Origin of the sequence: Bradyrhizobium sp. Gha (assembly GCF_900113735.1) — a bacterium.
Taxonomy (GTDB): Bacteria; Pseudomonadota; Alphaproteobacteria; order Rhizobiales; family Xanthobacteraceae; genus Bradyrhizobium.
On record NZ_FOQM01000009.1, the window covers coordinates 88,968 to 113,188 of the forward strand.

Below are 24,221 nucleotides of genomic sequence, written 5' to 3' on the forward strand. Positions count from 1 at the left end.
ATGCATGGCTTGCCTGACTGTTTGAACCATGAAACATTTGGGGTTGGTCGGGTTTGGGTGGCGTCGGTCGGCGCCGGAGCAGCGGAGTGGGCACGATGCGGGCAGTTTCGAAGTGGATCCTGGCAACCGGGGCTGTGGCGGCCATGATCGCGGTCGCAAGCCCTTCACGCGCGCAGCAGACGATCCGCGTGGGCTGGACCATCCCGGCCGAGGAATCCAAATACTGGATGATGCGCAGGCCTGCCGAGTTTCCCGATATCGGCAAGACCTACAACATCGAGTGGACCCAGTTTCAAGGCACTGCGCCGATGACGCAGGCATTAGCGGCCGGCGCTCTAGATTGCGCGACGCAGGCGCCGCTGTCGCTTGCCAACGGTGTGGTCGGTGGCAATCTCAAGGCCTACATCGTGGCGCAGCACGTCTTCGAGAAGCCCGGCGGTTTCTCGGTCTATTGGGCGGTCAAGGACGACTCGCCGATCAAGACGATCGCCGATCTCAAGGGCAAGACCGTTGGCATTTCGGTGATCGGCGGCGGGACGCAGGGTCCGTTCAATCTGCTTTTGAAGCAGAACGGTGTCGATCCCGCCAAGGACATAAAGCTGGTCGAAGTCGGTTTTGCAGTGTCTGAGGATGCGCTGCGCCAGGGGCGGATCGATGCGGTGAACATGAACCAGCCGTTTGCGGCACGCGCGGAGGCGAAGGGCGGCATCAGAAAACTGTTCTCGCTGTCGCAGGCCATGCCGAACATCGTGCACATTCTGGAAGCCTGCCGTGCCGATTTCGTCGACAAGAACCCGGACCTGGTCAAGGCCTATGTTCGCGACATCACGTCGGGCATGAAGAAGGCACTCGCAAACCGCGAAGAGACCCTGAAGGTGGTGTCCGAGGTGCTGAAGGCGCCCGTTCCGGTGCTCGATACCTATCTGCTCAAGGACAATGATTTCGGTCGCGATCCCGGTGCGGCGCCGAATTTCCCTGCAATCCAGAAGATGCTCGACATCTATGCGGACACGGGGATGCTGCCGAAGCTGGACGTCGCCCAGTTCAAGCATCCGACAATCGTGGCACCGCTGCAATAGCGACGGCGGTACCCGGATCAACGAGATCGCAATGTCCCCGTGAGCGGGACGTTGCATGAAGATGATGCAGGCATGAAGAAGCTGCGATCACGGATCACAACTGACGGCCTCGACCGGGCCCCCCATCGCGCTTTCATGCGCGCGATGGGCCTGGACGACGCCGCGATCGCCAAGCCGATGGTGGGCATCGTCAGCATGAAGGGCGAGCAGACGCCCTGCAACATGACCCATGATTTCCAGGTGGCTGCCGCCAAGCTCGGAATCGAGGAAGCCGGCGGAACGCCCCGGGAGTTCTCGACCATTTCTGTGTCCGACGGCATCAGCATGAATCATGAGGGAATGAAGTTCTCCCTGTTTTCGCGTGAGCTGATCGCCGACTCCATCGAGGCCGTCGTTCATGGTCTCGCCTATGATGCGCTGATCGGGTACGGCGGATGCGACAAGACGCTCCCGGGCGTGATGATGGGCATGGTTCGCTGCAACGTGCCTTCCATCTTCATCTATGGCGGGAGCTCGCTCCCCGGCGGCGTGGATGGACGGACGCTGACCGTTCTCGATTCCTACGAGGCCGTCGGCAGCTTCATGACCGGAGAGATCGACGCTGCGGCGCTCGAGCGGATCGAGCGTGCCTGCTTGCCGACCGTGGGTGCCTGCGCCGGCCAATTCACCGCGAACACGATGGGGATGGTATCGGAGGCGATGGGACTGACGATTGCCAACGTCTCGATGGTGCCCGGAGTCTATGCCGAGCGCGCGCAGATCTCGCGCCGAGCCGGGCGTCTGATCATGGAGATGCTCGAGCGAGGCGGGCCGCTGCCGCGCGACATCGTGACTCGGAAATCCCTGGAAAACGGCGCGGCGATCGTTGCCGCGACGGGCGGATCGACGAATGCCGCACTGCATCTGCCGGCGATCGCGAACGAGGCGGGCATTGCATTCACGATCGATGACGTCGGCGAAGTCTTTGCCAGAACGCCGCTGATCGGGAACCTGCGGCCGGGCGGGAAGTACACGGCGAAGGATGTCTACGACATCGGCGGCGCTGCCGTTGTGATCCGCGAGTTGATCCAAAGCGGCCATATCGATGGCAGCTGCCTGACCATCACCGGCCGCACGCTGGAGCAAGAATACGGCGCCGCCAATGCGCCCGATGGTGAAGTGGTTTACGCCGCCCGCGCGCCGATCATGCCCGACGGAGGTGTTGCTGTGCTGAAGGGCAATCTCTGTCCCGACGGCGCGGTCATCAAGGTTGCGGGTTTGAAGAGCCTGCTCTTCGAGGGTGTGGCGCGAGTCTTCGAGGATGAGGAGGCCTGTGTGGCGGCTGTTCGGGACCGCAGCTACAGGGCCGGCGAAGTGCTGGTGATCCGCAATGAAGGTCCGGTCGGTGGTCCCGGTATGCGTGAGATGCTCGGCGTCACCGCGCTCATTTACGGTCAAGGCATGGGTGAGAAGGTTGCCCTCATCACTGACGGCCGGTTCTCAGGCGCCACCCGCGGTATGTGTATCGGCTACGTATCGCCGGAAGCATTTGTCGGCGGTCCGCTGGCGCTCGTCCGCGACGGCGACAGAATCCGGATCGATGCTGCCGGTCGCCGCATGGACCTGCTGGTCGATGAGCAGGAACTCGCTGGACGCCGACGCGATTGGAAGCAACGCCCGCCGCGTCATCGTGCAGGTGCGCTCGCAAAGTATGCGCGTCTGGTCGGTCAGGCACCCGGCGGAGCGGTCACGCACGAGGGGCCGGCCCAGTGGCCGTGGTTCGATTGAGCGTTGCGCGCGTGAGTGAATCGAGAGGCGGGATGAAGATAATGCCTTCGAGCGAATGGGTGAGACCGCTGACGTCACAAAAGCCGGCTTCTGCGATCCTCGAGATCGACCGCGTCTCGCAGGTTTTCCAGACCTCGGCGCGCAAGGAGCATTTGGCTCTATCGGAGATCTCCCTGACGATCGAGGAGGGCGCGTTCGTTTCCATTCTCGGTCCGTCCGGCTGTGGCAAGTCGACATTGCTTTACATCGTCGGTGGCTTTGTCAGTCCAACCAGAGGCGCGGCAAAGATGAAGGGGCAGGCGATCACCGGCCCTGGTCCGGATCGTGGACCGGTATTCCAGGAGTTCGCGCTGTTTCCGTGGAAGACCGTGCTGGGCAACGTCATGTATGGCCCGCGCCAGCGGGGTGTGCGGGCCACCGAAGCAGAAGCGCAGAGCCGTGCGCTGATCGAGATGGTCGGCCTCAAGGGTTATGAGAACTTCTATCCGAAGGAGCTGTCGGGGGGCATGAAGCAGCGCGTTGCGCTGGCCAGGACGCTGGCCTACCACCCCCAAGTCTTGTTGATGGACGAGCCCTTCGGTGCACTCGATGCTCACACCCGGACGCGTCTCCAGAACGATCTCTTGAATATCTGGGAGCGTGACCGCAAGACGGTTCTGTTCGTCACCCATTCGGTCGATGAAGCCGTCTTCCTTTCAGACAAGGTCGTGATGATGTCGAACTCTCCCGGCCGTATCAGGGAGGTCATCGCTATCGACCTGCCGCGACCGCGGCGCCGCAACGAGCTGTTGCTCGATCCGCGCTACCAGAAATACGTCGTCGACATCGAGCGCATGTTCGACGAAAGCGAGGAAGCCGGGGCGCCCTTATGATCTCGCCGGCTGCCCTGGTGAAGCGAACTGCTCCCGTGCTGGCCTGCATCGGATTGCTGGCAATTTGGCAGGTTGCGTCGCTTGGGCTGAAGAGCGACAGCTTTCCAACTGCGACCGATGCGGTCCGCGCAATCCCGGATATCCTTGGGGACAAGGAATCGTTGATCAACATCCTCGCTTCGCTCCGCCGCATGGCGGTCGGGTTCGGTATAGCGGTGCTGCTCTCGATTCCGCTGGGCTTGTTGATGGGTCGTAGCCGCGCGGTCTCGGCCTTCTTCAACCCTCTTCTGATGGTGATCTATCCGGTGCCAAAAGCGGCGTTGATGCCGATCATCATGCTGTGGCTCGGTGTCGGTGACATCACAAAGACGCTGGTGATCTTCCTGGGCGTCAGTCTGCCCGTGATCTATCACAGTTTCGAGGGCGCCAAAGCCGTCGAAGAGAAGATGCTGTGGTCAGGCGCGGCGATGGGACTCTCGCCCCTGCAATGCCTGGTCAGGATCGTGCTGCCTGCGGCGCTTCCGGAGATCCTGACCGGTTGCCGCACTGGCTTGGTGCTGGCGCTGATCACCATGATCACGAGCGAAATGATCGCACGCCAATCAGGGGCAGGGAACATCCTGTTCAACGCGCTTGATATGGGCCAATACGACACGGTCTACGCGATGATTATCATCGTCGGTGCGATGGGCATCTGCCTCGATGCGGTTTTCGAACGCGTCCGCACGAGGCTCGTGCGCTGGTCCGAGCCTCAGTTCGACATGCCGCTGAGCTTCTCATGATGCCCCGTTATCTCTCAGCAAACGTCATCTTTGGACTGACCCCGATCGTGCTGGTGATTGCGCTGTGGCAAGGCTTGGTGTCGTTCGGTGTCGCGCCGACGGTTTTGCTGCCTCCGCCGGGCCTCGTCTTCAGCCGGCTGCTGCAGCAACTCCTGACATGGACGTTTCAGGAGGAAATCGTAGCCACGCTGATCCGGCTATTTGCCGGTTTTGCAATCGCAGTCATCGTTGGTGTCAGCATCGGCGTTGCGGCTGCAGCCAGTCCCGTAATCAATGCGGTGGTCCGGCCGATCGTCCGTGTGCTGGCACCATTACCGAAGGTCGCGCTCTATCCGGCACTCTTGCTGTTGCTTGGATTCGGCCACGGATCGAAGATCACGCTGGTGGCCGCGGACGCGCTCTTTCCCATTTTGTTATCCACTTATTACGGGGCCTCGACGGTGGAGCAAAAGCTGGTCTGGTCTGCCATGGCAGCGGGAACGCCGCGCTATGAGATCTTGTTCAAGGTTGTATTGCCGGCGGCGATGCCGTCGATCCTGACCGGTTGCCGGATTGGCCTTGTCATTTCCTGCATCGTGGTATTTCTGGCCGAGATGATCACGTCGACGGACGGGTTGGGGCATGCTCTGGTAACAGCGGCTCGGACCTTCCAGGCCGTCGATATGTTCGTGCCTCTGATTGCGATCTCGTTGCTGGGGTTGATTCTGAATGGCCTGTTGGGCGCCGTGCGGTCGTACCTGCTGCGAGGTTTCCCGGACGCGTGATCTGAACAAGAAACCAGAAGACCAGGAGTGAACTATGCTGGCTGACCGCATCGAGGCAAAATGGATCGACGCCTTTTGCGAGATCTTTGAGCGTTGCGCCGTCAGGGCCGGCGATATCGCGGCGATCCTCTCAGAGACGCAGTCGAGGGCATTGAACGTGCATCTGGCGGAACTCGCGCTGTTGCGGATGGGGGCGCGGCCGTTTCACGTCGTCATGCCGACGCCGCGCAATCGAAATATCGTTCCGGTTCGCTCGACGGGAGCGAGTGAGGCGATTCAGAAGCTTGGCCCGGTCGTCACAGCGCTCCAGCAGGCCGGCTTCGTGGTGGATTGCACCATCGAAGGTCTGATGCACGCGGCGGAGACGCCCGAGATATTGAAGGCCGGTGCGCGCATCCTCGTGATCTCCAACGAGCATCCAGAAGCGCTGGAGCGAATGGTGCCGGATCCCGCACTCGAGAAGCGCGTTCGCGCGGCCGCGAAGATGCTGCGCGGGACGAAGCGGATGCGGGTCACCTCGAAAGCCGGCACGGCGCTCGATGTCGACATGGTCGGCGCTTCGACGGTCGGCGTGTGGGGATGGACGGACAAGCCGGGCACGCTGGCGCATTGGCCGGGCGGCATCGTCGTGAGCTTCCCCAAGAGCGGGACGATCAACGGCACGCTGGTGATGGCGCCCGGCGATATCAATCTTACCTTCAAGCGCTATCTGACCTCAGCGGTAAAGATGACCTTGAAGAATGATTATGTTGTCGAGCTCGAAGGCGAGGGGACGGATGCGGCGATGATGCGCGCTTATCTCGCCGCCTGGGGCGATCGAGAGGCCTATGCCGTTTCACATGTCGGCTTTGGCATGAATCCGGGCGCGCGCTACGAGGCGTTGTCGATGTACGACCAGCGCGACACCAACGGCACAGAGATCCGAGCCGTCTCCGGCAACTTCCTGTTCTCGACTGGCGCCAACGAATTCGCTGGCCGCTATACAGCCGGCCATTTCGATCTGCCGATGATGGGGACAACCATCGAGCTCGATGGCGCTGCCGTGGTTCGGGACGGTGTGCTCCAGGATGTTTTCGGCTAGCTAGTTCCGGTCGAGCACCGGCGGACGAGCGAGGTCGAAGTGCCGAAGAAGGTCGACCATGGCCTGGAGGCGCTTTGCACGATAGGCGTCGACGTCGAGGCCTGAATAGTCGAGAAAGCCGGCCCCCGTGCGCAGGCCGATCCGGCCTTCCTGCATGTTGCGGGAGATCACCTCCGGCGCGCGATAGCGGTCGCTCCCGAGTGCGCTCTCCAGATACCGACTAGCGTAGTAGAGGATATCCCCGCCGCCCCAATCGATGAACTCGAGCAGCCCCAGCACGGCATAGCGGAACCCGAAGCCGAGGCGGATCGCCTTGTCGATCTCTTCCGCACTGGCGACACCTTCCTCGACCATGCGCGCGGCTTCGTTCATCGCCAGCGCCTGGATGCGTGGAACGATGAAGCCGGGCGTTGCCGCGCAGACCACCGGCACCTTGCCGATGCCTTCGAGCAGCGCCTTGACCTCGTCGACGATGACAGGGTCGGTGAGCTTGCCGGGCGACACCTCCACGAGCGGGATCAGATAGGCCGGGTTGAGCCAGTGCACATTGAGGAAGCGGCGAGGGTTTACGATCGCGCCGGAAAGATCGTCGACGAGGATGGTCGACGTGGTCGATGCAATGATCGTGTCGGGGCCGATCTGTGCAGAAGCCGCCCCAAGCACCTCGCGCTTGAGTTCAACCACCTCAGGAACGCCCTCGAAGACTATTCCAGCTTCGGACAGGGCAGCGCCGCTTTGGCTGGCCGAAACCACCGAAACCCGCGCGATCAGGGGATCAACATCGGTCGCGCTCAGCAGTCCCAGCTTGGACAGGCTGGCGAAGGTCCTTCCGACTTCGCCGAGTGCGTCAGCTTCCAGCCTTGCAAAATCCTCTGCTGAACGGGGCTTGATATCAATCATGGTGACCGCGTGCCCTGCATAGGCGAACGCCACGGCGATGCCGCGGCCCATGCGACCGGCCCCGAGACAGGCGATGTTGGCGCGGCGGGGCATCGATCAGAATCCCACCCGAAGCAGCGTCTGCAATTCGGCCTTTTGAAGCTTGCCAAGCCCCAGCGTCTCCAAGGTGCGGCCACCTTGCGCAAAATCATCGCCGCAGATTGCACCACCGATGGCCAGGAAAGCATTGGCCAGCGGGGTGGCCACGCCCGCTAGCCTGGCGACGGACACCAGCAGCGACAACCCAAGTCGCAGATCCTCGCGCATGTAGCGGTGCTCGGTCAGCACGATTCGCTCACGCCAGTCGCCGGAATCGGTCAGGCGGTCGTGCGAGCCGCGACCATACATCCAGATCTCGCCTTCCTTCGCGTAGTGGTGCGCGAGCGGGAAATGCGGTGCGCCATAGCCAAGCGCCTCGCGCACCGCGATCCGTTCAGCGTCGAGGGCGTCGGTCACCCGGCGGATCGCAGCTTGGGTGCCTTCCTTGTGAATGTCCCACCGCTCGAAATGTTCGATCGGGCCAGCGTTCATCACGATTAGCGGCGGATGAATGATGCAGCCCGCGTTCATCAGCGCGCCGGACAAGGCGTCGCCGCAGGGCTCGATCACATGAGGGAAGGCGCGTCCAATCGCCTCGAGGGCATGTGGCGCCTGGTCGAGCGGGAACACGCCGACCGGTAGTCGCTTGGCGCGGATGGTGATCGCGACCTCGAACGGCCCGTGCTTGCGGGTGAGCCAGGGCAGCGTGCCGGTTTCAGCGAAGCTCACTTTTGCGCGATTGCCGGCGTCCCGCGCGGCTTGCGCGAAGATCATCGAGCCGAATGTGGCCGGCGACAGGAAAACGACCTGTCCGTCCTGCAGATGGGGGGCGAGGAGGCGGCCGATGTCCGATTGGGCGAACGCGGGCGCCGGGCACAAGATGATTTCGACCCCGCTGACCGCTTTCGCGATGTCGGTTGTCACCATCCTCAGCTTCACGTCGTGGCGACCATTGTGATCCTTCACCGAGATGCGCGAGCCGGCGGCACGGTGTGCTTCGACCTGCTCAGCGTCACGGCGCCAAAGTCGGACTTCATGCCCTGACAGCGCAAAATCGCCCGCCGCCGCGAATGACCCGTTTCCCCCACCCAGGACCGCAATCTTCAAGATGCTTCTCCTTGCGCGCGCGATTGCGCGTCAAGTTGCTTCAGCAGGAAATGCTGGACCTTGCCCAGCGCAGTGCGTGGCAGGTCGGTGACGAAGATGATATCGCGTGGAATCTTGTAGCGGGCGAGCTGCGCCTGAACGTGCGCTCTCAGTTCGTCAGCTTCGAGACGGCAGCCGGATCGCCGGATGACATAGGCGATCGGGACCTCGTCCCAGCGCGGGTCAGGCCGGCCGATGACGGCGCATTCGCTGACGTCGGGATGCTCGAGCAGGACGCGCTCGACCTCGGCCGGATAGACGTTCTCGCCGCCGGAAATGATCATATTCTTCTTGCGGTCACGGACCCAGAAATAGCCATCCGCGTCGCACAGGCCGATGTCACCGGTGCGATACCAGCCGTCGTGCAGCGCATCGCGCGTTGCATCCGCGTTGCCCCAATATTCGAAGAAGACATTGGGCCCTCGCACTGCAATCTCGCCGGGCGTGCCCGCCGGCAGTTCGTTGCCCTCCTGATCGATCACCCTCGCTTCGCAGCAGAGACCGGCAAGTCCGGTCGATCCCGACGGTGAGAGGTCGGTGCCGAGGCGAGTATAGATCGCGATCGGGCAGGTTTCCGTCGAGCCATAAACCTGCAACACCGGCACGTCGCGCGCGACGAAACGGTCGATAAGGTGCGGCGGTACGATGGTCGAACCGGTGGTAACCGCTTTCAGCGAGGAGAGATCCGTCGTTGTCCAGGCGGGATGCTCGCTGAGGGCCTGGATCATCGCCGGCACCATGACTGTCAAGGTTGGCCGTTCCCGCTCGATGGCGGCGAGCGCCGTATCAGGCGCAAAGCGGGCGTGGATCGTGACGGTCGCGCCAAGCTGAAGTGCCGCGGTCGTCTGGATGTTGAGCCCGCCGACATGGAAGAACGGCAACACCGTCAGCACATGATCGTCGGACGTCATGTTGTGCATGTGCTGGCTCATGACGCCGTTCCAGAACAGCGCCTCCTGGCGCAGGACCGCGCCTTTCGGCCGTCCCGTCGTGCCGGACGTGTAGACGATCAGCAGCGGACAGGCGAGATCGGTGTGCGGATTGCGTCCGCTGCTTCCCTTGCACGCCAGCAAGTCTTCGAAGGCTGTGCCGCGGGATGGTGCAAAATCGAGGCCGACGACGGCAATCCCTGGCGCGAGTTCGGGAAGAATTCCCTCAAAGGCCTGCTCCAGCAGCAGCACCTTGGCGCCGGCATCAGTGAGGATGAATAGCTGCTCGGCCACCGCCAGCCGCCAATTCAATGGCACCAGCATCGCGCCGAGCCGCGCACACGCGTAGAGCAGGACCAGGTAGTCCGGCCGATTCAGGCTCAGGATCGCGACGCGGTCACCGCGTCCGACACCAAACTCCTGCTTCAAGGCTGTTGCAGCGCGTTTGATGCGATCGGCGAACGCTGCGTAGCTCAGCCGCTCCCTCTCGAAGGCAACGGCCGTCTTGTCTGGCGCGAACGCCGCGTTACGATCGATCAGACTGCAGAGATCCACCGTCAGTCGTCCGTTTCGCCGGCCTCGTACAGCGCCTCGCGACCGATGCGGTCGAGGCAGAGCTCGGCCGTCCAGGGCAGCATCAGCGAGCCACAGCGGCTGTCGCGATAGATGCGTTCCAGCGGCAGCGACCGCAGCATGGCTTGCCCCCCGCAGGTGCGGATCGCAAGCGCGGCAAGCTCGTTGGCACCCTCCATCACCGAATATTGCACGGCATAGGCGCGGAGCACCTGCTCCTTGCTTGGATTAGCCCGCGCCTCCGTGACCGCCTGGAACCAGATCGCCTTGATTTGCTCAAGCTTGACCTGCATCTGGGCGACCGCGATCTGCTTGGTTGGGTACATCCGGCGCTTGACCGGCGGCATGCCCGGCACCTCGCCACGCAGATAGCTTACCGTGAAATCGTAAGCGGCTTGCGCTAGCCCCATATAGGTGGGCGACAGCGTCAGGAACATATGCGGCCAGCGCATCGCCGCCTGAAAGTAAACGCCGCGCGGCATCAGCGCAGAATCATCCGGAACGAACACATCCTTGAACAGCAGCGTGCGTGAGACTGTTCCGCGCATGCCTAGCGGGTCCCAGTCGCCGACGACCGAGACGCCCTGCGACTTCGCGGGAATGGCGAGGTAAAGCGTGTTGCGCCGCGAGGCTTTCTCGCCCTCCTCGATCTCCGTGCAGAGCACGCCGTAGTAATCTGCGTGGCCGGAGAGTGACGCAAAAATTTTCTTGCCGCTGACGACCCAGCCGCCTTCGACGGGTTTTGCTTCCGTGCCGAAGGCAACGCCGCCTGCGGCTGCCGCACCGCCCTCGGAAAACGGCTGCGAGTAGATCGCGCCGTCCTCGACGATACGCCTGTAATGGACGGCCCGCCGCTTTTCGTGTTCCGCGCGTGTCTCCGCGTCCATGTCGAGATCATCAGCCAAAGGCCCCGACCACAGTGTCGAGCAGACATGCATGTTCCAGGTCAGCGCAGTCGCGCCGCAATAACGGCCGATCTCCGCAGCTGCGAGAGCGTAGGTCTGGTAGTTCGCTCCCAATCCACCGTGCTTTTTGGGTATGGCGATGCCGAGCAGGCCCACGCGATGCAGGTCGCAATAATTCTCGGTCGGAAAGATAGCCTCGCGATCGTATATCGCAGCGCGGCCGGCGAACACGCGTTGGCCGATCTCGCGCGCTCGCGCGATGATGCCGGCTTGCTCGTGGTTCAGGCGAAACGCCACGGGATCGAAGATCGGCGCATCAAGCGCGACCTTGTCGGCTGCGCCGATGTTCTTGCTGAGTTGCATAGTCATGGCGCAGTCACCCGTGGTTTGTAGCGACAGAGTCCAAGAACCCATCGAGAGCTCGGCCGAAGGCATCAGGCCGCTCTAAATTGGCAAGATGACCGACGCCGGGGAGTTCCACATATTCGGCCGCTGGAATGTAAGTCGCGGTCTTTGCCATCATCGACGCAGGCGCATTGTTGTCCTTCGAGCCGGACAGCAGCAGCGTCGGGACGGAAATATCCTTGAGCGTGCTGCGCTGATCGAACCCGATCAGGGCGAGCACCATGGCGCGATAACTGGCTTCGGGCACGCTTTCCATGCACGCGCGTGCAAGCTCCATCCCCTTTGGGTCTGGATCGTCACCGACAAGCTCTTTCACAAGCGACGGAGCCAGCGACTTCATGGTCTCGCCGCGATCGAGCGGGCCTAGCCGCGCCGCGATGAACGATTTCTGCCAGTCGCCGTCGGCCTTGCCGAAGGCGGGGCTGGTCTGTGCGAGGACGATCGCGCGCGCCAGCTTTGGTGATTGCACCAGCCATTTCTGGACGATCATGCCGCCGATCGAATGACCGACCAGAATGGGTTTCGTCGCGCCGATCTGTGCGATGAATTGCTGAAGTGCATCAGCCAGGGCAGCGATGCTGACGCTGGCGAGCGGTGCCGAACCGCCATAGCCAGGCATGTCCCACGCGATGGTGCGGAAGCGGTTGCCGAACGTGGCAAGCTGCTCCCGCCAGGCCCGCGCCGCGCCGCCGATGCCATGCAGAAAAATCAGGGGCGTTCCGCCTGGATCGCCAGCGGCTTCATAGGTGAAACGTCCATCCCTTGTTATCATTGGCGCAGGCTGCGACACGCGACATCCTTTTGCTTAGCCTGGGGATGCTAACAGGCCTGTGGGGGATGGGAAGGGATAATTTTATACTTAAAGCAATCTTTGGGGCCGCTCCGCACTCGAACGCGCTCGCGGCGTCGATCTGCGCTTCCGTTGCAAAAGCTTGAAGGTTAAAATATATCGGAACGACGATCAGCAGATCACAGGGAGCAAGCGCATGTCCGGATTGCCGCTTTCGCCGCACGCGTTGGTGACCGGTGGCGGTCGCGGCATCGGCCGCGCGATTGCTGCGGCTCTCGTCGGCGCCGGCGCTACCGTCACGGTGCTCGGCCGGAATGCCGCTACGCTCGAAGAGGGGGTGAGCGCAGGCGCTGCGCATTTTTCGGCCATCGCCGACGTCTCGGACGAAGCTGCGCTAAAGGCGGCGATCGCCGCCGCGCATGCGCGAAAGCCGATCGATATCCTGATCGCCAACGCGGGCAGTGCGGAATCTGCGCCGTTCGCGAAATCGGACAGTGCTCTTTTCGCACGCATGATGGACGTCAATTTCATGGGAGTGGTCCATGCCGTCCAGGCGGTGCTACCAGGGATGAAGGATCGACCCTATGGGCGCGTCATTGCGGTTGCATCGACGGCCGGGCTCAAGGGTTATGCCTATGTGAGCGCGTATGCGGCGGCGAAGCACGCCGTTGTCGGTCTGGTGCGTTCGCTTGCCCTGGAGTTGGCTGGCAGCAACGTGACCGTCAACGCGGTGTGTCCCGGCTTCACCGACACCGACCTGGTTGCCGGTAGCATCGACCACATCATGAAGAAGACCGGGCGAACCCGGGAACAGGCGATCGCCGAGCTCGCCAAGCACAATCCGCAGGGGCGCCTGATTGCGCCACGGGAAGTCGCGAATGCCGTTCTTTGGTTGTGTAGTGAGAACGCCAGTGCGATCACAGGGCAGGCGATTGCGGTCGCCGGTGGCGAAATCTAGCGTGCGTGGCGCAGGCGGAACAAGGAAGCTAAGGAGATCGCATGAGTAGACCAGCCAATCCCGTGACCGTGCCGCTCGCGGACTATTCCCCACAGCACTTCCTGCTGGCCGTGGTCGGCGGCGTTGCCACCGTGACGCTCAATCGTCCGGAACGGAAGAATCCGCTGACGTTCGAGAGCTATCGCGAACTGACGGATTTCTTTCGCGCTTGTGCGTTCGACGACGCGGTCAAATCGATCGTCGTCACCGGGGCCGGCGGCAATTTCTCGTCCGGCGGTGACGTGTTCGAGATCATCGGCCCGCTGGTGAAGATGGACACCAAAGGGTTGACGGCGTTCACGCGGATGACGGGTGACCTCGTAAAAGCGATGCGGGCCTGCCCTCAGCCGATCGTGGCTGCAGTCGAGGGCATCTGCGCCGGCGCCGGCGCGATCATCGCCATGGCATCCGACATGCGGCTTGCGGCGCCCGGCGCTAAGGTGGCGTTCCTGTTCAACAAGGTGGGTCTTGGCGGCTGTGATATGGGCGCCTGCGCGATCCTGCCGCGGATCATCGGTCAGTCCCGTGCCTCCGAGCTTCTTTACACCGGCCGGTTCATGACCGCGGAGGAGGGCGAGCGCTGGGGCTTCTTCAGCCGGATCGTCACACCGGAGCAGGTGCTGCCCCAGGCGCAGCTGCTGGCCAAGCAGGTCGCGGAGGGCCCGACCTTCGGCAATACCATGACGAAGCGGATGCTGGCGATGGAATGGGCGATGTCGGTGGAAGAGGCGATCGAAGCGGAGGCCGTTGCTCAGGCCCTGTGCATGACGACGGCCGATTTCGCGCGCGCTTTCGAGGCTTTCGCCAACAAGGTCAAGCCGGTCTTCAGGGGCGACTGAGCGGCTTTCCTACGGAAGGCCCCGAACGGGGACTTGCCAGAATTTATTTTAGGCTTAAAATAGTTTCGTGGCCGGTTGAATTGGCGAGGCTCCCATGAAAGTCGCGATCATCGGTGGCGGACCTGCGGGTCTCTATGCTGCGATCCTGCTGAAGAAGCAGCGCCCGAGCGCCGACATCACAGTATATGAGCGCAATCGCGCCGACGACACGTTCGGCTTCGGCGTGGTGTTCTCGGATGCCACGTTGGACAACTTTGAACGGCACGATCTTCCGAGCTATCGCCGCATCACCCAGGAGTTCGCCTATTGGGATGATATCGCCGTGCATTTTCGCGGCACGGTGCATCGGGTCGGCGGCAACGGTTTTTGCGGTTGCTCGCGGCAAAAACTGCTGCTGATCCTGCAGGAGCGAGCCCGCGAGCTCGGTGTCGTCTTGCATTTCGAAGTGGATATCGACGACGAATCGCGCTTTGCCGATGCCGATCTCATCCTGCTGGCCGATGGCGTCAACAGCCGATTCCGCGAGAAGCATGCTGACCAGTTTCAGCCGGAGGTCGACCTTCGGACCAACAAGTTCGCATGGATGGGCTCGACCAGGCCACTCGATGCCTTCACCTTCATCTTCCAGGAGACGGAGTGGGGGCCATTCATCGCCCACGCCTATCAGTATGAAGCCGGTCACTCGACCTGGATCTTCGAGACCGATCCGGAGACGTTCGAGCGCGCGGGGCTGACGGGCCTGAACGAAACCCAGTCCGCGGCGCGGATGGCCGATATCTTCGGCTGGTTCCTCGATGGGCATAAGCTGCTCACCAATCGCTCGATGTGGCGCAACTTCCCCATGATCCGCAGCAAACGCTGGGTCAAGGACAACATGGTGCTGCTCGGTGACGCCAAGGCGAGCGCGCATTTCTCGATCGGTTCGGGTACCAAGCTGGCAATGGAAGATGCGATTGCACTGGCTGAGGCCATGGCGAAGGCGCCCAACGTCAAGGCCGCGCTGGATGTTTATGAGCACGGCCGCCGCGAGGAGGTCGAGAAGACGCAGCACGCCGCCGACGTCTCGCTGGTCTGGTTCGAGCATGTCGATCGCTTCTGGGATTTCGATCCCGTGCAATTCGCTTTCGGCGTGATGACGCGCTCGAAGGCGATCACCTATGACAATCTAAAACTCCGCGCGCCCGATTTCGTGGCCGAAGTCGAGAAATCCTTCGCCGAGCAGGTGCGCAGCAAGGGCTTCGATGTCAGCATCGACAAGCCCATGGTGCCGCTGTTCCAGCCGTTTCGCTTGCGCGAAATGGAGATCGTCAACCGCGCTGTGATGTCGCCGATGTGCATGTATTCGGCGAAGGAGGGCGTCCCGGGTGATTTTCACCTCGTGCACTACGGTTCGCGCGCGATCGGCGGCGCCGGCTTGATCTTCACGGAGATGACCTGCGTCAACCGCGAGGCCCGTATCACGCCCGGCTGCGCCGGCCTCTGGAATGACGAGCAGGAGACCGCTTGGCGGCGCATCGTTGATTTCGTTCATGACAACTCAGCCGCAAGAATTTGCCTGCAGCTCGGTCACGCCGGCCGCAAGGGCGCGACCAAGCTGATGTGGGACGGTATCGACCGCCCACTGGACGAAGGTGGCTGGGACGTGGTTTCGGCATCGCCGCTGCCCTATTTCCCCGACAGCCAGGTCCCCCGTGAGCTCGATCGCGCGGGTATGAATGCGGTGAGGGAGTCGTTCGTCTCTGCTGCCGCGCGCGGCGAGCGTTGCGGCTTTGACATGCTCGAGCTGCACTGCGCCCATGGCTATCTGCTCGCGAGCTTTATCTCGCCGCTGACAAACACTCGTACCGACGAATATGGCGGCTCGCTTCAAAATCGCCTGCGCTTCCCGCTCGAGATCTTTGAAGCACTGCGGGCCGCCTGGCCGAAGCACAAGCCGATGTCCGTGCGTATTTCCGCGACTGACTGGGCGGATGGCGGCATTACCGGCGACGATGCGGTGGTCATCGCGCGGGCCTTCGCCGAGGCCGGTGTCGACCTGATCGACGTCTCGACGGGCCAGACGGCTCGCGAAGGCCAGCCGGTCTACGGCCGCATGTTCCAGACGCCATTCTCTGACCAGGTCCGCAACGAAGCGCGCGTGGCCACCATGTGCGTCGGCAACATCACGACGGCGGACCAGGCCAACACCATTTTGGCCGCCGGCCGGGCGGACCTTGTCGCGCTCGGGCGGCCGCATCTGGTCGACCCCTTCTTCACCATGAAGGCGGCCGCTTGGTATGGCGCAACCGACGCGTTCTGCCCGCCGCAATATCTACCTGGGAAGGACCAGATTTTCCGCAATAGTGTGCGCGATCGGCAGGATCTCGAGGAGCTTCGAATTAAGGCTAAGCCCAAGACCCGGGCCGAGCTCAAAGCGGAGGCGACAAAGCCGCTTGCGGCGGAGTGAGCGCCCGTGCGACGTTAACCCCGCTGCCTGTGTATTGAGTGGAGTTGAGGGCGATGAAGGCGATTATCGTCGGTGGCGGTATCGGTGGTCTCACCACGGCGTTGATGCTGCGGGCCCGCGGGATCGGCTGCGAGATCTTCGAGCAGTCGGATACGATCCGCGAGCTTGGCGTCGGTATCAACACGCTGCCGCACGCCATGCGCGAGCTTGCCAGTCTTGGTCTGCTGCAACAACTCGACGACGTCGCTATCCGCACCGATCAGCTCTACTATCTCAATCGCCATGGCCAGGAGGTCTGGCGCGAAGCCCGCGGCGTGGACGCCGGCCATGACGTGCCGCAATTCTCGATTCACCGCGGCCGTCTTCAGGGTGTCATCCATCGCGCGGTCGAGGAGCGGCTCGGCGCGGATGCCATCCACACGGGCTGCCGGCTCGGCGCGTTCACGCAGGACGAAGCCGGTGTCACGGCCTATTTCTTCGATCGCGCCGGCTCGCACATCCACACTGCGCGCGGCGATATCCTGATCGGGGCGGACGGCATCCACTCACGCGTCCGCGACGCGCTGTTCCCAAATGAGGGGCCGCCCTGCTGGAACGGCCTCATGCTGTGGCGCGGTGCGCGCGACTGGCCGATGTTCCTGACCGGCAAGTCGATGATCGTCGCCGGTGGTCTCAATGCCAAGGTGGTGGTCTATCCGATCGCGGAAGGATCGAGCCCGGCGAGCCGTCTGACCAATTGGGCGGTGCTGGTGAAGGTGGGCGAGGGCAATGCCCCGCCGCCACGTAAGGAAGATTGGTCGCGGCCCGGCCGGCGCGAGGAGCTGATGCCGCATGTCGCCCGCTTCTCGGTGCCCTACATCGATGTAAGAAGCCTGATCTCGGCAACGCCCGAGTTTTATGAATATCCGACCTGCGACCGCGACCCCTTGCCTTATTGGTCGTCCGGCCGCGTTACGCTGCTTGGCGATGCCGCACATCCCATGTATCCGGTCGGCTCCAACGGCGCCTCCCAGGCGATCCTCGATGCGCGCTGCCTTGGGGATGCGCTGGCGCGTGCCGAGCATCCGCGGCAGGCCTTGGTCGAGTATGAGAAGAAGCGCCTGCCGATGACAGCGGATATCGTCCGTTCCAACCGCCGTGGCGGCCCCGAAGGTGTCATTGACGCCGTCGAGCAGCTGGCGCCCGACGGCTTTGACAACATCGACAACGTCTTGAGCTATTCCCAGCGCGAGGCGATCGTGCGTGGCTATGCCACGAAGGCGGGGTTCGCTGCGGTGCCGGGCCTAGCCGCGGTGCGGGCCTAAAGCATCCGCTAGCCGGCGCCGGGAGGCGGCGGCAGGAAGTGGATGTTGAACTCGGCGGCCATCGCCACGACGTCCTCCGGCTTCTGCTCCTTCATGTTGTGAAGGCCCCAGAACAGGTCGAACAGTTTTTTGGTCGGCGATACCCAGAACAGCACTTTCGCGGTCTGGTCTGATTTGTTGAAGATGCCGTGCGGCACGCCCATGCCGAGCCGGATCAAATCGCCAGGCGTTGCCTGCGCCTCGGAATTGCCGAGCACGAAGTCGAGCTTGCCCTCCAGCATGTAGAGATATTCGTCCTGGTCGGGATGGATGTGCGGCGGCACGAACGTGCCCGGCGGAAATGTCGCGTGCCAGGAGAAGCTGTTCTCGGTGTTGCTCTTCGGCACATAAGTCTGGCCGAGAATGTTCCACGAAATGCCCTGGATTCCCTCATTGGCCCGGGTGATGCCGGTGATCTCGCTCTTCATTGCAGTCCTCCCTTGATGCGACGCGCAGCGTTAGTTTGCCTTGCAGTCCTTGGCATAGCGGTCGCCGTAGTTCTCGAAGACTTTTTGTACGATCTCGGTCTGGAATTTGCCATCCGGACGCTTGGCGACCTTGGTCAGGTAGAAATCCTGGATCGGATAGCCGTTGGCGTTGAACTTGAACGACCCGCGCAGCGATGTGAAGTCCGCCTTCTTCAGGGCGGCCGCAACGGCGTCCTTGTTGGAGAAGTCGCCCTTCACAGCCCTGACCGCGCTGTCGATCAGCATCGCGGCGTCATAGGCCTGGAACGCGTAGGTGCCGGGCACACTGTTGTAGGCGGCCTCGTAGGCGGCGACGAACTTCTTGTTCTGGGGATTGTCGAGGTTGGGCGCCCAGTTCGCGCCGCCGAACATCCCAACGGCGGCATCCTGCTGCGCGGGTAGGGTCGATTCATCCACGGTGAAAGCCGAAAGCACCGGAATGCGGTCGGCAAGGCCAGCCTGCTTGTATTGCTTGACGAGGTTGACGCCGAGACCACCCGGCATGAACGTGAACAGCGCATCGGGCTTCTGCGCGGCGATCTTCGACAGCTCCGGTTGGAAATCCAGCGTGTTCAGCGGCATATAGGATTCTTCGACGATCTCACCCTTGTAGTCGAGCTTGAAGCCGGCTACCGAATCCTTGCCGGCCTGGTAGTTCGGCACCATCAGGTACATCCGCTTGTAGCCGCGATCCTGCGCCACTTTGCCAAGGATCTCGTGCACCTGATCGTTCTGGTACGACGTCACATAGAAGAACGGGTTGCAGTCCTTGCCGGCATAGGTCGACGGGCCGGCATTGGGGCTGATCAGAAAGGTCTTCGCTTCGGTCACGGGCCGGTGGATGGCCTGAAGGATGTTGGAGAAGACTGGTCCGACCACGAAGTCGACCTTGTCGCGTTCGAGCAGACCCTTGACCTTGGTTACCGCCGCGTCGGGCTTCAACTCGTCGTCGACCACGACGACCTCGACATCGCGACCATCCATCTTATTGCCGAGATCCTTCACCGCGAGCGCAAAGCCGTCGCGAACCTGCTGGCCGAGCGCGGCGGCTGGCCCCGAAAGGGTCACGATCACGCCCAGCTTGATCTTTTCCTGCGCGAGGGCAGGGCCCATCGCCGCACCGAGCAGCAAGGCGGCTGCAGCCAAGGTCCGTTGCATTTTCATGATTGTCTCCCGTGGCACCAGAGCTTGCGTTGCAAGCCGCGTACTCCGATCGAAGATTATGCCGATGACGGCGCACGCGGCAAGCCAAGCTCACGGCGTCACCTTGATGCGGCAGCGTAGCATGCAAGCGGCGCGCCAATTGCTTGAAGCTTAAAGAGATCAGTGTGCGATCGATTGTTACAGCTTTAGGCTTGCGGCCGGCGCGGATTTACTTGAAGCTCAAAACATTAGGGAATCCGGGGCGGCGCCAATGCCGGCCGTGAGTGATTGCACCAACATGCTCGATTCCGAGACCAAGGCCGTCGAAACGCCCGAGGACCACGCCGAAGAACTTCGGCTGTGGTTGCGCCTGCTCACCTGCACGACCCTGATCGAGGGTGAGGTTCGCGGTCGCCTGCGGCAGCGCTTTGACGTCACCCTCCCTCGTTTCGACCTGATGGCGCAGCTCGACAAGGCGCCCGACGGCATGACGCTATCGGATGTCTCCAAGCGCATGATGGTGTCCAACGGCAACGTCACCGGCCTCGTCGAGCGCCTGGTGGAATCCGGCCATCTCGACCGTCGTACCTCGGAGACCGACCGTCGGGTCCAGGTGATCCGCCTCACAAAGCTCGGCCGCGCCGAGTTCCGCCGAATGGCCGCAGAGCACGAGACCTGGATCGCCGATCTCTTCGCCGATTTGACGCCGAAGGACGTGCGCGAGCTGATGCGGCTCCTTGCCAAGACCAAGGGGTCTGCGCAGAAATCGGCCGCGCGGCGCCGCCCCTGAGTTGCGGGTTCCCGGGCCGCCACCAATTCGCCGGACGAAAATGCATGGGATGCCCAACTCCGCTATTGCGCCGAATTGTTTTAAGCCTAAAATGTTTTCCGTTGAGTGCTGCCGGGTGCTTTCCATGCTGAAAGGAGCGTGCGATGGCCAACGCTGCCAAGGTTCAAGTCTCGGGCTCGCATGACGGCAACGCCGCGACGGCCCACGTCGATACATTTGCGCGGCAACATCTGCCGCCACCCGAGCTCTGGCCGGAGTTCATCTTCACGCGGCCGGAACTCCGCTATCCGTCGCGACTGAACTGTGTGACCTATTTCCTCGACCGTTGGATCGAGCAGGGCCACGGCGACGCGCCTTGCGTCATCAGTCCCGCCGTGAGCTACACCTATCGCGAACTACAAGAGCTCGTGAATCGCATTGCCAATGTGCTCGTTGGCAAGCTCGGTCTCGTCACGGGTGGACGCGTGATGCTGCGCTCCGCCAATAGCGCCATGATGGTTGCGACCTATCTCGCGGTGATCAAGGCCGGTGGTATCTGCGTGGCGACGATGCCGCTGCTGCGCGCCAAGGAGCTGTCCTATCCCATTCAGAAGGCGGAGATCACGCTCGCGCTCTGCGACGGGAAACTCTCCGATGAGATGGAAAGGGCGAAGCTGGTGGCGCCCGGTCTCAAGCACGTGGTCTATTGGGGCAATGGCGCTTCCGATTCGCTCGAGGCGCTGATCGCGGATGCAAGTCCGGAGTTTAGGGCTGTCGATACCGCCGCGGACGATATCTGCCTCATCGCGTTTACGTCGGGCACGACGGGCGATCCGAAGGGCACCATGCATTTCCACCGGGACATGCTGGCGGTGTGCGATGGTTATGCGCGCAATATCTTGCGAGCCGAGCAGAAGGATCGATTCATTGGCTCCGCGCCCCTGGCCTTCACCTTCGGCTTTGGCGGCGTGCTGTTTCCGATGCACATCGGCGCTTCCTTCGTCGTGCTCGAGAAGACGACGCCGGACGACATGCTATCGGCGATCGAGCAATACAGGACCACAGTCTGCTTCACGGCACCGACTGCATATCGCGCGATGATAAGTAAACTCGCGGGCCGCGACATCTCCTCGCTTCGCAAATGCGTATCCGCGGGCGAGACGTTGCCTAAGCCGACATTCGATGCCTGGCTGAAGGCAACCGGCATCAAGTTGATGGACGGGATCGGCTCGACAGAGTTGTTGCACATCTTCATCAGCGCGACGGACGACGACATTCGTCCGGGCGCGACCGGAAAGCCGGTGCCCGGCTATGAGGCGAAGATCGTCGATGATGACGGCAATGATTTGCCGGCGGGGACGATGGGGAAGCTCGCGGTGCGCGGGCCGACTGGCTGCCGCTATCTCGCCGACGAACGGCAGCGGAAGTATGTTCAGAACGGCTGGAACATCACCGGCGACACCTATCTGATGGATAGCGATGGCTATTTCTGGTACCAGTCGCGCTCTGACGACATGATTGTGTCGTCCGGATACAATATCGCGGGCACGGATGTGGAAGCAGCCCTGCTCACGCATCCGTCGGTCGCCGAGTGCGGCGTCGTCGGTGCGCCCGACGAGGCGCGCGGGATGATTGTGAAGGCTTACGTCGTCGTCGCCGCCGGCGTGATGCCGGACGCAAAGCTCGCAGCCGAGTTGCAAGAGCACGTCAAACGTGAGATTGCGCCGTACAAATATCCGCGCGCGATCGAGTTCGTGACGCAGCTGCCGAAGACCGAGACCGGAAAATTGAAGCGCTTCGCCTTGCGGCAACTGGCGCAGGCGGCTGCGACGTCCTCGGGCGTCGCGGCGGAATGAGATGAGGATCAAGAATTGTCCGTGACAACGCCGAAAGCCCCACAGCTTGCCGTGCTGCAGACCCCTGCCGAGGACGACGCCGGCCCCAGGGCGCAAGTGCTCCAGCCTTCGGGTTGGCCGATGCCGAAGGGCTATGCCAATGGAATGGCTGCCGAAGGTCGCATTGTCGTCACCGGTGGCGTGATCGGCTGGGATGCCCGGGAACATCTTGCGGACGGTTTTGTCGCGCAGGTGCGTCAGGCCTTGAGCAATATCGCGGAAATCCTGGCCGAGGCCGGTGCGCGGCCCGAGCATCTCGTGCGGCTGACCTGGTATGTCGTGGACGTGGAGGAGTACCTGGCGAACCTGAAGGAGCTCGGCAAGATTTATCGCGTCGTCTTCGGTACGCACTATCCCGCGATGGCGCTGGTCCAGGTCGTCCGTCTCGTTGAGAAAGCGGCGCGCGTCGAGATCGAGGCCACTGCGGTCATTCCCCGCTAGGCCGCGCGCTCAGCTCGCCTTGGAGAGATTCTCGTCTTCGGGTGAGTTCAGATAGACGCCCGACATCGTGTCGACCCAGCACAGATGGTCGTGCACCTTCTTGACACCTTCGACGTTCTCCGCCGCGACGATCGCCGCCTGCCGCGCCCGTTCCTCGGTGATGATACCGCTCAAATGAACGATGCCGTCGCGCACGATCACGTTCAGGCCGAACGGGCACCAGTCGTATTTCTCCATGGCATTGATGATGCGGCCGCGGATGTGATCGTCGTCGGCCGTTGGATCCGGCACGTCGCGGGCGAGGCCCGCCACCGCCTGGAGCAGGTTGGCGCGCGACACGATGCCAACGACCTTGTCGCCGCGAACCACCGGAAGGCGCTTTACGTTGTTCCGCTCCATGAGATCGACGATCTCGGCGAGCGCGGTATCCTCGGTGATGGTCACAGGTGAGACGGTCATGACTTCCGCGACTTTGCGGCCATGCTCGTGGACGAAATCGCTGGCTGACTTGCCGGAGCCGAGAATGAAGCGCAGCCAGCGGCCGCGCTTGCGACCGGTGCCGATTTCGCTGCGGCGGATGAAGTCGCCCTCGGAGACCACGCCAACCAGCTTGCCGCTATTGTCGACAACAGTGAGGCCACTGATATGACGCGTCAGCATGATGTTCGCAGCCTCGATGATGCTGATGTCGGGGGTGACCGAGATGACCGATCGGGTCATGATCTGGTGGGCGCGCATCGGAGAACTCCGCAAGATCGGATCAATATCGATGTGCGAAGTCTAGATCAGCGGCAAAGGTAGGAATTGACCCAAGTCAAGCAGCGCTTGCGAATGCCTAATCCTCTGGTTGCGCACCGGGCTTCAGGTCGGAGGCGCGAAATGGCTTGCTCTTGTCGAGCTTGCGATAGGCCGTCGAAGCCGTCCGCAGCAATTTCTTTTCCCTCTTGCGGTCGAGAAAGCGAATGCCAGCCTCCGGAACGGCCGTGTTCAGCGAGGCGGCCAGCGTCTGACCGCGCGCATCGTCGTTCAGCCGTCCAAGGGACTTTTGTGCCCTGCGCAATTGCTTGAGGATCGATTTTTGTTTCGTCCGCGACTTGTCGGCGAACAAATCCTCCAGCGACTCGATGGAATAGGTCAGCCGCTTGTTGAGAATCCGCAACTTGTGCCGTTTCTCGACGTCGAGCTTGTGCAGCTTCCGGGCCCTTCTGAGCAGCGTCCTTTCCCATTCCCTCAATTGCTCCGTCGCGTGCTCGGCGAGTGGACAGCGGCGCAGTCTGGTGGCCTCCTTGCTACGCCTTGTCGACCAGGGGCCGCTCTCGATCCAGCTCGAGGTCTGTTCGACCAGGTGGCGATAGCGCGCCGATTGCAGTGCGCGGGCCAGCAGGCGATGGCTTTCGGCGCGTTTCTCGTCCCAGTGCTGCAGTTCGGCAATCACGGCGAGTTCGTCACCGGGTTCGGCCACCACGCGTTCAATCGCGACATCGAGATCCCGCACCATGCCGAGCTGGCCGTTTAGCCATTTCAGCTCGGCCCAGAGTTTGGGGCGCAGCGCATCTTCGACCATTGGGGAAAAGAAGCGGATCGCCGTCCGCAGATGGGTCAGCGCGATGCGGATCTGATGCAGCGCTTCAGGATCGCCTCGGCAGGTGCCCGCATGCTGGGCGAGTACGGCGGCGAGGTGGCGGCGGGCGATGATTCGGAAGGCGGTGTCGCAGGCCATGCCGGGGCTGAGGCGGCCGGGCAGCGTATTGCGGCTCGCCGCCGAACTGGCACGGGCGGTCGCCGTCGAACTTGTCGTAGGTCGCCCCAT

22 protein-coding genes are annotated in these 24,221 nt (G+C 62.5%); 13 read left to right on the plus strand and 9 right to left on the minus strand.

What is annotated here, in order from left to right; all coding sequences use genetic code 11:
- Positions 1-95: 95 nt before the first annotated feature.
- The 6 genes from BM222_RS14445 (at position 96) to BM222_RS14470 (ending at position 6,345) form a co-directional block, all read left to right on the plus strand.
- Complete coding sequence (locus BM222_RS14445) at positions 96-1,079, plus strand: ABC transporter substrate-binding protein (protein WP_092228975.1); 984 nt, start codon at positions 96-98, stop codon at positions 1,077-1,079.
- Positions 1,080-1,151: 72 nt separating this feature from the next.
- On the plus strand, positions 1,152-2,846 hold the full coding sequence (gene ilvD / locus BM222_RS14450; protein ID WP_092228976.1) for a dihydroxy-acid dehydratase: 1,695 nt from the start codon (positions 1,152-1,154) through the stop codon (positions 2,844-2,846).
- Between the two features lie 32 nt (positions 2,847-2,878).
- Positions 2,879-3,718: an ABC transporter ATP-binding protein gene (locus BM222_RS14455; RefSeq protein WP_092228896.1), complete on the plus strand. Its 840-nt coding sequence runs from the start codon at positions 2,879-2,881 to the stop codon at positions 3,716-3,718.
- Positions 3,715-4,500 (plus strand): ABC transporter permease, encoded by a 786-nt coding sequence (locus BM222_RS14460; RefSeq protein WP_092228897.1) that lies wholly within the window; start codon positions 3,715-3,717, stop codon positions 4,498-4,500. The genes BM222_RS14455 and BM222_RS14460 overlap by 4 nt, the downstream gene beginning before the upstream one ends.
- Complete coding sequence (locus BM222_RS14465; protein ID WP_092228898.1) at positions 4,497-5,264, plus strand: ABC transporter permease; 768 nt, start codon at positions 4,497-4,499, stop codon at positions 5,262-5,264. Before BM222_RS14460 ends, BM222_RS14465 begins: the two co-directional genes overlap by 4 nt.
- A 34-nt stretch (positions 5,265-5,298) precedes the next feature.
- Positions 5,299-6,345, plus strand: coding sequence for a 2,5-dihydroxypyridine 5,6-dioxygenase NicX family protein (locus tag BM222_RS14470; RefSeq protein ID WP_092228899.1), 1,047 nt, complete (start codon positions 5,299-5,301; stop codon positions 6,343-6,345).
- On the opposite strand, the gene BM222_RS14475 is transcribed toward BM222_RS14470, so the two are convergent.
- From BM222_RS14475 to BM222_RS14495, 5 genes are read right to left on the minus strand one after another with little or no spacing between them, the layout of a single operon-like run.
- Entirely contained in the window at positions 6,346-7,338 is a 993-nt protein-coding gene (locus BM222_RS14475; protein ID WP_092228900.1) for a 3-hydroxybutyryl-CoA dehydrogenase, read from the minus strand.
- 3 nt (positions 7,339-7,341) lie between these two features.
- Entirely contained in the window at positions 7,342-8,430 is a 1,089-nt protein-coding gene (locus tag BM222_RS14480; protein WP_092228901.1) for an NAD/NADP-dependent octopine/nopaline dehydrogenase family protein, read from the minus strand.
- Entirely contained in the window at positions 8,427-9,953 is a 1,527-nt protein-coding gene (locus BM222_RS14485; protein WP_092228902.1) for a class I adenylate-forming enzyme family protein, read from the minus strand. Before BM222_RS14485 ends, BM222_RS14480 begins: the two co-directional genes overlap by 4 nt.
- A 2-nt stretch (positions 9,954-9,955) precedes the next feature.
- The gene (locus BM222_RS14490; RefSeq protein WP_092228903.1) at positions 9,956-11,245 is read right to left on the minus strand and encodes an acyl-CoA dehydrogenase family protein; all 1,290 of its coding nucleotides are present in this window, start codon (positions 11,243-11,245) and stop codon (positions 9,956-9,958) included.
- A 7-nt stretch (positions 11,246-11,252) separates the two neighbouring features.
- The gene (locus BM222_RS14495) at positions 11,253-12,071 is read right to left on the minus strand and encodes an alpha/beta fold hydrolase (protein ID WP_092228904.1); all 819 of its coding nucleotides are present in this window, start codon (positions 12,069-12,071) and stop codon (positions 11,253-11,255) included.
- Between the two features lie 196 nt (positions 12,072-12,267).
- Here BM222_RS14495 and BM222_RS14500 point away from each other — a divergent pair, with 196 nt between their 5' ends.
- From BM222_RS14500 to BM222_RS14515, 4 genes are all read left to right on the plus strand, one after another.
- Positions 12,268-13,029, plus strand: coding sequence for an SDR family NAD(P)-dependent oxidoreductase (locus tag BM222_RS14500; RefSeq protein WP_092228977.1), 762 nt, complete (start codon positions 12,268-12,270; stop codon positions 13,027-13,029).
- A gap of 41 nt (positions 13,030-13,070) precedes the next feature.
- Positions 13,071-13,907, plus strand: coding sequence for an enoyl-CoA hydratase family protein (locus BM222_RS14505; RefSeq protein WP_092228905.1), 837 nt, complete (start codon positions 13,071-13,073; stop codon positions 13,905-13,907).
- A 94-nt stretch (positions 13,908-14,001) separates the two neighbouring features.
- Positions 14,002-16,353 (plus strand): bifunctional salicylyl-CoA 5-hydroxylase/oxidoreductase, encoded by a 2,352-nt coding sequence (locus tag BM222_RS14510; protein WP_092228906.1) that lies wholly within the window; start codon positions 14,002-14,004, stop codon positions 16,351-16,353.
- 53 nt (positions 16,354-16,406) lie between these two features.
- Positions 16,407-17,657: a flavin-dependent oxidoreductase gene (locus BM222_RS14515; protein WP_092228907.1), complete on the plus strand. Its 1,251-nt coding sequence runs from the start codon at positions 16,407-16,409 to the stop codon at positions 17,655-17,657.
- A gap of 8 nt (positions 17,658-17,665) precedes the next feature.
- Here BM222_RS14515 and BM222_RS14520 read toward each other — a convergent pair whose 3' ends face one another.
- Both BM222_RS14520 and BM222_RS14525 read right to left on the minus strand, forming a co-directional pair.
- Positions 17,666-18,124, minus strand: a complete 459-nt coding sequence (locus BM222_RS14520) for a cupin domain-containing protein (RefSeq protein WP_092228908.1) — start codon at positions 18,122-18,124, stop codon at positions 17,666-17,668.
- 30 nt (positions 18,125-18,154) lie between these two features.
- Positions 18,155-19,327, minus strand: a complete 1,173-nt coding sequence (locus tag BM222_RS14525; RefSeq protein WP_092228909.1) for an ABC transporter substrate-binding protein — start codon at positions 19,325-19,327, stop codon at positions 18,155-18,157.
- Positions 19,328-19,577: 250 nt separating this feature from the next.
- Here BM222_RS14525 and BM222_RS14530 point away from each other — a divergent pair, with 250 nt between their 5' ends.
- The 3 genes from BM222_RS14530 (at position 19,578) to BM222_RS14540 (ending at position 22,411) form a co-directional block, all read left to right on the plus strand.
- A complete protein-coding gene (locus BM222_RS14530; RefSeq protein WP_177243221.1) occupies positions 19,578-20,096 on the plus strand; it encodes a MarR family winged helix-turn-helix transcriptional regulator in 519 nt (172 codons plus the stop codon).
- A gap of 143 nt (positions 20,097-20,239) precedes the next feature.
- Positions 20,240-21,931 (plus strand): benzoate-CoA ligase family protein, encoded by a 1,692-nt coding sequence (locus tag BM222_RS14535; protein WP_092228911.1) that lies wholly within the window; start codon positions 20,240-20,242, stop codon positions 21,929-21,931.
- Between the two features lie 21 nt (positions 21,932-21,952).
- Positions 21,953-22,411, plus strand: a complete 459-nt coding sequence (locus BM222_RS14540; protein WP_092228912.1) for a RidA family protein — start codon at positions 21,953-21,955, stop codon at positions 22,409-22,411.
- A gap of 9 nt (positions 22,412-22,420) precedes the next feature.
- Here the strand turns inward: BM222_RS14540 and BM222_RS14545 are convergent, their stop codons facing one another.
- Together BM222_RS14545 and BM222_RS14550 are read right to left on the minus strand one after the other, a co-directional pair.
- Positions 22,421-23,149, minus strand: a complete 729-nt coding sequence (locus BM222_RS14545; protein WP_092228913.1) for a CBS domain-containing protein — start codon at positions 23,147-23,149, stop codon at positions 22,421-22,423.
- A gap of 97 nt (positions 23,150-23,246) precedes the next feature.
- Positions 23,247-24,221, minus strand: a complete 975-nt coding sequence (locus tag BM222_RS14550) for a CHAD domain-containing protein (protein ID WP_092228914.1) — start codon at positions 24,219-24,221, stop codon at positions 23,247-23,249.